The sequence below is a fragment of the Stutzerimonas stutzeri genome, assembly GCF_024448695.1.
GTDB classification, from domain to species: domain Bacteria; phylum Pseudomonadota; class Gammaproteobacteria; order Pseudomonadales; family Pseudomonadaceae; genus Stutzerimonas; species Stutzerimonas stutzeri_T.
Map to the genome: position 1 here is coordinate 242015 of NZ_JAMOHY010000004.1, position 8876 is coordinate 250890.

General features: G+C 55.0%; 8 protein-coding genes. 7 read left to right on the plus strand and 1 reads right to left on the minus strand.

The genetic code is table 11. From position 1 onward, the window contains the following. Positions 1-4 precede the first annotated feature (4 nt). From recF to NAV32_RS06410, 7 genes are all read left to right on the plus strand, one after another. Positions 5-1117, plus strand: coding sequence for a DNA replication/repair protein RecF (gene recF, locus NAV32_RS06380; RefSeq protein ID WP_256051958.1), 1113 nt, complete (start codon positions 5-7; stop codon positions 1115-1117). Next, positions 1114-3528, plus strand: coding sequence for a DNA topoisomerase (ATP-hydrolyzing) subunit B (gene gyrB / locus NAV32_RS06385; protein WP_256051959.1), 2415 nt, complete (start codon positions 1114-1116; stop codon positions 3526-3528). Before recF ends, gyrB begins: the two co-directional genes overlap by 4 nt. Before the next feature lie 360 nt (positions 3529-3888). Then, positions 3889-4749, plus strand: a complete 861-nt coding sequence (gene dinD / locus NAV32_RS06390) for a DNA damage-inducible protein D (RefSeq protein WP_179591238.1) — start codon at positions 3889-3891, stop codon at positions 4747-4749. Between the two features lie 252 nt (positions 4750-5001). After that, complete coding sequence (locus NAV32_RS06395; protein WP_256051960.1) at positions 5002-5232, plus strand: type I restriction-modification system subunit M N-terminal domain-containing protein; 231 nt, start codon at positions 5002-5004, stop codon at positions 5230-5232. Between the two features lie 82 nt (positions 5233-5314). Next, positions 5315-5554 (plus strand): type II toxin-antitoxin system RelB/DinJ family antitoxin, encoded by a 240-nt coding sequence (locus NAV32_RS06400; RefSeq protein WP_003284884.1) that lies wholly within the window; start codon positions 5315-5317, stop codon positions 5552-5554. Continuing rightward, positions 5544-5831 carry a type II toxin-antitoxin system RelE family toxin gene (locus tag NAV32_RS06405; protein WP_256051961.1) on the plus strand — a complete coding sequence of 96 codons (288 nt, stop codon included), beginning with the start codon at positions 5544-5546 and terminating at the stop codon, positions 5829-5831. The genes NAV32_RS06400 and NAV32_RS06405 overlap by 11 nt, the downstream gene beginning before the upstream one ends. A 47-nt stretch (positions 5832-5878) precedes the next feature. Beyond that, a complete protein-coding gene (locus tag NAV32_RS06410) occupies positions 5879-8266 on the plus strand; it encodes a TOTE conflict system archaeo-eukaryotic primase domain-containing protein (protein ID WP_256051962.1) in 2388 nt (795 codons plus the stop codon). 254 nt (positions 8267-8520) lie between these two features. Here the strand turns inward: NAV32_RS06410 and NAV32_RS06415 are convergent. After that, positions 8521-8876 (minus strand): hypothetical protein (locus NAV32_RS06415; RefSeq protein WP_256051963.1); only part of this gene is annotated, 356 nt, incomplete at its 5' end.

Genomic DNA, 8876 nt, shown 5'->3' on the forward strand with positions numbered 1-8876 from the left:
CTGAATGTCCCTCAGCCGTATTTCCGTCACCGGTGTTCGCAACCTGCAGCCGGTGACGTTAACTCCCTCCCCTCGCATCAATATCCTTCACGGCGACAACGGAAGCGGTAAGACCAGCCTGCTCGAGGCCATTTACCTGTTGGGAATGGCGCGTTCGTTTCGCAGTGCGCGTCTGAATCCGGTGATTGCCCACGAACAGACCAGTTGTACGGTGTTCGGCCAGGTAAGGCTTGAGGATGATCGATCCAGTGCTTTGGGCATTTCCCGTGACCGCTCGGGAGAGGTGCGCATCCGTATCGACGGCCAGAGTGTCAAAAGCGCAGCTGAACTGGCTGATGCGCTGCCGCTGCAGCTCATTAATCCGGACAGTTTTCGTCTGCTGGAAGGTGCACCTAAACTGCGCCGGCAGTTTCTGGACTGGGGCGTGTTCCACGTGGAACCCCGCTTTCTGCAGGCCTGGCAGCGTCTACAACAGGCCCTGCGGCAGCGGAACTCGTGGCTGCGGCATGGTACACTTGACACCGCTTCGCAGGCGGCCTGGAGCCGCGAGCTGAGCCTGGCAAGTGAAGAAATAGACGAGTATCGACGAGCTTACATTCAGGCGCTCAAGCCGGTGTTCGAGCGAACCCTGGCAGCCTTGCTGGAGCTTGAAGGCTTTCAGCTGAGCTATTACCGAGGCTGGGATAAAAACCTGCCCCTCGCTGATGTACTGGCAGCGTCAATCGAACGTGATCGAATGATGGGCCATACCCAGGCGGGACCTCAGCGGGCTGATCTTCGCCTGCGCATGGCAGGGCACAGCGCGGCAGAAACTCTTTCACGAGGCCAACAAAAGCTTGTCGTCTGTGCCTTGCGCATAGCCCAGGGTCATCTGGTGAGCGAGGCCAAGCGCGGTCAATGTATTTATCTGGTCGATGACCTACCGTCCGAACTGGACGAAAACCACCGGCTTGCGTTGTGCAGCTTGCTGGAACAACTGAATTGCCAGGTCTTCATCACCTGCGTGGATTCAAACCTATTGCGAGAAGGCTGGCGTGACGATACACCAGTCTCAATGTTTCACGTGGAACATGGGACGATAGCCCAGGTCCACGGCCCCTCGGGAGTGACGGCATGAGCGAAAACCACACGTACGATTCGTCCAGTATCAAGGTACTCAAAGGCCTCGACGCAGTTCGCAAGCGTCCCGGCATGTATATCGGCGATACGGACGACGGCACCGGCCTGCATCACATGGTCTTCGAGGTCGTGGATAACTCCATCGACGAGGCGCTGGCGGGTCATTGCAGTGATATCTGCATCACCATTCACGTCGATGAGTCCATCAGTGTGCGTGACAATGGACGAGGCATTCCGGTCGATATCCATGAAGAGGGGGTATCCGCTGCGGAAGTGATCATGACGGTGCTGCATGCCGGCGGCAAGTTTGATGACAATTCCTACAAGGTTTCCGGTGGCCTGCATGGTGTGGGTGTGTCGGTGGTAAACGCCCTTTCCGAGGAGTTGATACTGACGATACGTCGTGGGGGAAAAGTCTGGGAGCAGATTTATCGTCACGGTGTTCCACAGGCCCCGCTTGCGGCTGTGGGGGAAACCCAGGATTCCGGCACAGAAATTCACTTCAAGCCATCGGCAGAAACCTTTCAGAATATCCACTTCAGCTGGGACATTCTGGCGAAGCGGTTGCGTGAACTTTCGTTTCTCAACTCCGGTGTTGGCATCGTGCTGCGTGATGAACGCAACGCCAAGGAAGAACTGTTCAAGTACGAAGGTGGCCTGAGTGCCTTCGTGGCCTACCTCAATACCAACAAAACACCGGTGAACGAAGTTTTCCACTTCAACGTCCAGCGTGATGACGGGGTTGGTGTGGAAGTGGCGTTGCAGTGGAATGACAGCTTCAACGAGAACCTGCTCTGCTTTACAAACAACATTCCCCAGCGCGACGGTGGTACACACCTTGCCGGTTTTCGTTCGGCATTGACGCGCAACCTGAACAACTACATCGAACAGGAAGGTCTGGCCAAGAAACACAAAGTGGCCACCACTGGCGATGATGCGCGTGAAGGCCTGACAGCGATCATTTCAGTCAAGGTGCCTGACCCCAAGTTCAGCTCGCAGACCAAGGACAAGCTTGTCTCTTCGGAAGTCAAAACCGCAGTCGAGCAGGAAATGGGCAAGCACTTTGCTGACTTCCTGCTGGAGCGCCCCAGCGAGGCCAAAGCAGTCGTTGGCAAGATGATCGATGCTGCCCGTGCTCGCGAGGCTGCGCGCAAGGCGCGTGAAATGACACGTCGTAAAGGTGCTCTGGATATCGCCGGTCTTCCAGGAAAACTGGCTGATTGCCAGGAAAAGGACCCTGCCCTATCCGAACTCTACATTGTGGAAGGGGACTCCGCGGGCGGCTCTGCCAAGCAGGGCCGTAACCGCAAGACTCAGGCGATCCTGCCGCTCAAGGGCAAGATCCTTAACGTCGAGCGTGCCCGCTTCGACCGCATGATTTCCTCGCAGGAAGTTGGCACCCTGATCACGGCGCTGGGTTGTGGTATCGGTCGTGAAGAGTACAACATCGATAAATTGCGTTATCACAACATCATCATCATGACCGATGCTGACGTGGATGGATCGCACATCCGCACGTTGCTATTGACCTTCTTTTTCCGTCAGCTGCCTGAGCTGGTCGAGCGTGGCTATATCTATATCGCGCAACCGCCGCTTTACAAGGTCAAGCGTGGCAAGCAGGAGCAATACATCAAGGACGATGAGGCGATGGATGAGTACCGCACCCAGTCTGCCCTTGAAGAAGCCAGCCTGCATGTAAATGAGCATGCACCGAGCCTGTCTGGCGAAGCGCTGGAGCGGCTGGTCAATGAATACCGCGGTGTCATGAAAACCCTGCAGCGCCTGTCGCGCCTCTATCCGCAAGAGCTGACGGAGCACTTGATCTACCTGCCGCGCGTAACGGTTGAACAGCTGAGTGACCAGTCGGCCATGCAAACGTGGTTGGCATCCTATGCGGCCATGCTTGAAGGGGTCGAGCGCTCAGGCTTGAACTACAAGGCCAGCTTGCGTGAAGACAAGGAACGTAGCCTGTGGTTGCCAGAGGTCGAAGTCATTTCACATGGTCTAACCAGCTACATCACCTTCAACCGCGACTTTTTTGCCAGCAACGATTACAAAACGGTCACCATGTTGGGCGAAAAGCTGAACAGCCTGCTGGATGAAGGTGCTTATGTTCAGCGTGGCGAGCGCAAGAAGGCTGTCTCGTCCTTCAAGGAAGCTCTGGACTGGCTGATGGTCGAGGGTACCCGCCGGCATAGCGTGCAGCGCTATAAAGGTCTGGGCGAAATGAATCCGGATCAGCTGTGGGAAACCACCATGGACCCGGCGGCCCGCCGTATGCTGAAGGTCACTATTGAAGACGCCATTGCGGCTGACCAGATCTTCAATACGTTGATGGGTGATGCTGTAGAACCGCGTCGTGAATTTATCGAGAGCAATGCACTGGCCGTGTCGAATCTAGATTTTTGATTCTTGTCGATGGGCAGATTAATTGGCATGTTTGTGCGAGTTATTGGCATGCCAAAATCAGCCACTACCCCGGCCTAGCGCCGGGGTTTTTCTTTCTGGATCAGTGTTTTAGAGAAAACTGAGCAGTGCCCAGAACGCGTTGTATGTAGTGAAGCTACAGGGGAATCCGAGAAAATCTCGTTTTGAGAATGCAAAAATCTGGGAAACTTTAGGGACGTATGCAGCGCGGCAATTTATGGCAATCAGAACAGCATCGCCCATCAGCTCTTTTATATGGCGCTGATCGGTGGGTAGATAGGCAGTTCCGCATACCTCCAAATCGTGTGTTCACTAAACCCTTCTATCAACAAGGAAATGATGATGGCTGACAGACCCATTGCCCAGCAGCACCATGAAACCTTTGAAGGAATCCGTCAGCTGGATCCTGATGGCAATGAGTTTTGGTTGGCCCGCCAACTTGCCAAGGTGCTGGACTACTCGCAGTACCGCCATTTTTTGCCGGTAATTGAGCGTGCGAAAGAGGCTTGCGTTAACAGTGGTCAGCCGGTGATAGACCATATTGAGGATGTCCTCACAATGGTTGATATCGGCTCTGGTGCCAAACGTCAGGTAGAGGACTTCAGGCTTTCCCGCTATGCCTGCTACCTCATCGTACAAAATGGCGACCCCGGAAAATCGGTGATCGCTAACGGGCAAACCTACTTTGCCATGCAAACGCGGCGACAAGAATTAGCTGATGACGCTAAATTCAGGCAGCTGAATGAAGATGAAAAACGCCTAGCCATTCGCAATGAACTGGCAGCCCACAACAAGCACCTGGCAGCTGCCGCCAAGGAAGCTGGTGTGGAAACCGGTATCGACTTTGCCATCTTCCAGGATCATGGATACAAAGGTCTTTATGGTGGCTTGGGTAATAAGGAAATTCACGCGCGCAAGGGCCTGAAAAAAAGTCAGAAAATCCTCGACCACATGGGCAGTACCGAGTTGGCCGCCAACCTGTTCCGCGCCACGCAAACAGAAGAGAAACTGCGTCGGGATGAGGTGAGTGATAAGTCTCAGGCCAACAAAACTCACTTTGAGGTTGGGCGTAAAGTACGCGAAACCATCGCTGAGTTGGGTGGCACTATGCCGGAAGGTCTACCCACACCAGACAGCAGCATCCAGCAGCTTGAGTCGGCCAAAAAGAAACTGGCTAAAAATGAAGATGGAAAACTGAACTGATCACGCGTCCAAGGATGCCTATGGCACGGGGCTAGCGTTTTAAACCATAGATGGTTGCCCCACTGCCCTGCCAAGAAACCCCGATTGACTGAAAGGTCTGCCGGGGTTTTGTCATTCAAGGGAGGTTGATTTTTCGGGCTCCAAATGGCGTCGACTTGTACAATCGAGCCCACTTTTTCTGATGTGCCCATGCGTCGTGGCAGCAATCGCCAGGTACTGGGCGTCGTGCTTTTAATAGGGATTGATTTACCCATGGCTGACAAGCTGTCACTCGAAACCTTGGAGTCCTGGCTCTGGGAATCCGCGAACATTTTGCGCGGTTCCATCGACTCCTCCGACTTCAAGAACTACATCTTCGGCCTACTCTTCCTCAAGCGTTACAACGATGTGTTCGACGAACGTGTCACCAAGCTGATGAAGGACGAAAGCCTGAGCTACAGCGATGCTCAGGAAGAGATTGAGGACAAATCCGTCAATCGCTGAGCCGGTTGTTGATCAAAGGGTTGCCAAAAAGTCGTAAGACTGGCACCGTAATGACAATCGTCATTACGGTGAGGGTCGCACCATGGCATCCATCAATATCCGCATCGACGACGAGCTTAAGGCTCGTGCTTACCAGGAGCTGGAAAAGCTTGGCGTCACCCCCTCGGAACTGATGCGACAAGCCTTGCAGTATGTGGCCGAGCGCGGTCAGCTGCCATTTCGTCCCGTGCTGATGACCGAGGAAGATGAAGCGTTAATCGCCACGGTTCGTGAACGCTTGGCAGCTCCCCAGCGCGTGAAGGTTGCGCTGGATGACCTATAGCCTTGAGTTTGATGCGCGGGCACTGAAGGAATGGAAAAAGCTGGGTGATACCGTTCGCCAGCAGCTCAAGAAAAAGCTCGCTGAGGTATTGCTGAATCCGCGAATTGAAGCCAACCGGCTCCATTCGCTGCCGGATTGCTACAAGATCAAGCTGCGTAGCAGCGGCTACCGCTTGGTGTACCAGGTGATCGACCATGAGGTGGTGGTGTTTGTGGTCGCGGTTGATCGCCGTGAGCGCGAGCAGGCGTATCGCAAGGCAGCCGAGCGCCTCAAATAGCTGGTTAGGCCAGCTGTTCCCTCCGACTGAAAGGTGGTTTCGGCACGATGGATGATGGTGATCTGCTTGAGCATCTACGGGCCGAAAATGCGCGCTTGATCGCTCTGTTGGAATCGCACGGTGTTGAGTGGCGTTTGCCTGAGGAATTGCCGCAAGTTGAACCGGCTAGCCCACCTCCACAGTTAAGTTCGAGTCTGGACACGGATGCCAAGCTGGCGCTGTTCAGGCGACTGTTTCGGGGCCGAGCCGATGTGTTCCCTGTACGTTGGGAAAGCAAGGCCGGCAAATCGGGCTACTCGCCCGCGTGCGCCAATGAATGGCGCCCCGGCGTATGCGAGAAGCCACGGATCAAGTGCGGAGATTGCTCGTTCCGCCAACTCCTGCCGCTGACCGATCAGGTGCTCTACAAGCACCTGGCGGGAGAGATTGTTATCGGCGTTTATCCGTTGCTTCCAGATGACACCTGCTACTTCCTGGCGGTGGATTTTGACGAAGCGGATTGGCGCGAGGATGTCACGGCGTTCGCCCAGTCATGCCGTGAGTTGGACGTGCCCGTGGCGCTGGAGATATCACGCTCGGGCAGCGGTGCACATGCCTGGATTTTCTTCGAGCGTAATGTCCCTGCTTATGAGGCACGCCTGCTCGGCTCTGCGATCATCAGCCATACCTGCGAGCGTACTCGGCAACTGACGCTGGGCTCGTATGACCGACTGTTTCCAAACCAGGACAGCATGCCCAAAGGCGGCTTTGGCAACTTGATTGCCTTGCCCTTGCAGAAGCGAGCCCGCGCGCTCGGCGGCAGTGTTTTTGTCGATGAGACGCTGATTCCCTATCCCGACCAGTGGGGCTTCCTGGCCAGCATACAGCCGATGCCTGTGCAGGACATTTCTCCGACGACGCTGCGGGCAAGCGGTGGGCGCCATCCGTTGGATGTTGCCGGGGTGGCGGATGACGATGAGCCGAAACCCTGGCAGCGCATAGCGGAAAAGACTCAGAAGTTGGCTTGTGCGCTACCCGAGTCAGTGAACGTTACCCTGGCCAACCAGATCTATTTCAACAAGTCGGAACTGCCCCAGCCATTGGTCAACAAGCTCATCCGGTTGGCGGCTTTTCAGAATCCTGAGTTCTACAAGGCACAGGCTATGCGTCTGCCTGTGTGGAACAAGCCTCGGATCATTGGCTGCGCGGAAAACTTTCCTCAGCATATTGCCTTGCCCCGTGGCTGCCTGGATGACGTGAAGACGTTGCTGCATGACCACGGGATTGAGCTGGTGCTGCACGATGAGCGCTTCGCAGGAGAACCCATAGATGTCCGCTTTGCGGGCACGTTACGCGCGGATCAAGAAACCGCTCTCGAAGGCATGCTGGAGCACGACACTGGCATCCTCTGCGCACCCACTGCTTTTGGTAAAACCGTCACGGCTGCCGCGCTGATTGCCCGGCGTGGTGTAAACACGCTGGTGCTGGTTCACCGGACAGAGTTGCTCCAGCAGTGGAAGGAGCGGTTGCAGGCGTTTCTAGGGGCAGACAAAACGACGGTCGGCACCATCGGCGGGGGTAAGGCCAAGCCGACAGGCATCATCGATATTGCCGTGATGCAGTCGTTATCGCGGCAGGGTGAAGTCAGCGAGCAGGTGAAAAACTACGGACAAATCATCGTCGATGAATGCCATCACCTATCTGCCTTCTCGTTCGAGGCCCTCATCAAGGCCGCTGGGGCCAAATATGTGTTAGGACTGACCGCTACACCCCTACGTCGTGACGGGCAGCAGCCGATCATCTTTATGCAGTGCGGGCCCATTCGGCATACAGCGACGAGGCCCGAGAATGCTCCAGCTGATCTGCTGGTGATGCCACAGTGGCTTTCTCGACCGATAGTCGTGGCTGAAGGAACAGGCATCCAAGATGTCTTTTTGAAGGTATGCAGCGATACGGAGCGAACAGCCACGATTGTTGCCGAGGTTGGAGACGCTTTTGACCAAGGCCGGAAGATCCTGGTGCTGACTGAGCGAACGGATCACCTCAGTGCTATTGAGGAGCAGTTGGTTGGCCGGGTCGAGAGTCTGTTCACGCTGCATGGGCGAATGTCCAAGAAGCAACGCTCCGCGTTAATCGGCGAACTGGAAGAACTGCCAGCTGATGCACCACGGGTGATCCTGGCAACCGGGAAATTGGTTGGAGAGGGTTTCGACCACCCGGCACTGGATACCTTGGTACTGGCCATGCCAGTTTCCTGGAAGGGCACTCTCCAGCAGTATGCGGGCCGCTTGCACCGGGAACATGCGAGTAAGGCTGATGTGCGCATCATCGACTTCATCGATACCGGACACCCTGCGTTGCTGCGTATGTGGAGCAAGCGTCAAGCGGGTTATAAGGCTATGGGCTACCGATTGGCTGATTCGTCCAGCTCAATGGAACTGCTGGGAAAGGGCTAACGAGGTCTCAGGCAGCTATTAAGCTTTCCGCCTTTCGGAGTTGGCAAGTGACTGTTTCCTACGCGGTAGATTCGCCGTAATCTGGGTTGCATTGACAGGTTGTCAATCTAGGCTGTGGCTTGAGGCCTGCCTGCCTCAAGCGCGTAGGCCGTATTAGCAAAATGTAGTGCTGTACGCGGCTCATTTCAGGGGCTGGCGGAAAATGACAGTAACTGCGGTCATTTCGACAGAAAATGCCACTTTATGTGGCCCAATCATGCCAATAATCGTGCCCATTTCGCACGTAAGTCATTGATTTGTATAGGGTGGCGAATGACACGTTTGTCGCCCGTCGACAATTCTTCTTTTTCTTGCTTGAACTCACCCAGCCCCGGTCTTGTGCCGGGGCTTTTGTTTGTGAGGTCTGGAGAGTTCTTGAGGGTTATCGGCTCATGTTCCACGTGGAACAGAATTACCCTTGAAGTGAATTGTCGATAGTTTTTAGTGATTGGCTCGCTTGTATTAATCAATTTTTGAAATTCATCTGGTGCCGGTAAGATTTGCCTCATTAACGCTTTCTCATATTCCGGCCTGAAGGCCATTAATTGCTCAAGGGGTATTTCACATGCTC

What these genes read in the sequence shown, in the direction of transcription:
- recF (WP_256051958.1), top strand. Translation starts at nt 5, where the DNA reads ATGTCCCTCAGCCGTATTTCCGTCACCGGTGTTCGCAACCTGCAGCCG.
- NAV32_RS06400 (WP_003284884.1), top strand. Translation starts at nt 5,315, where the DNA reads ATGGCATCCATCAATATCCGCATCGACGACGAGCTTAAGGCTCGTGCT.
- NAV32_RS06405 (WP_256051961.1), top strand. Translation starts at nt 5,544, where the DNA reads ATGACCTATAGCCTTGAGTTTGATGCGCGGGCACTGAAGGAATGGAAA.
- gyrB (WP_256051959.1), top strand. Translation starts at nt 1,114, where the DNA reads ATGAGCGAAAACCACACGTACGATTCGTCCAGTATCAAGGTACTCAAA.
- dinD (WP_179591238.1), top strand. Translation starts at nt 3,889, where the DNA reads ATGGCTGACAGACCCATTGCCCAGCAGCACCATGAAACCTTTGAAGGA.
- NAV32_RS06410 (WP_256051962.1), top strand. Translation starts at nt 5,879, where the DNA reads ATGGATGATGGTGATCTGCTTGAGCATCTACGGGCCGAAAATGCGCGC.
- NAV32_RS06395 (WP_256051960.1), top strand. Translation starts at nt 5,002, where the DNA reads ATGGCTGACAAGCTGTCACTCGAAACCTTGGAGTCCTGGCTCTGGGAA.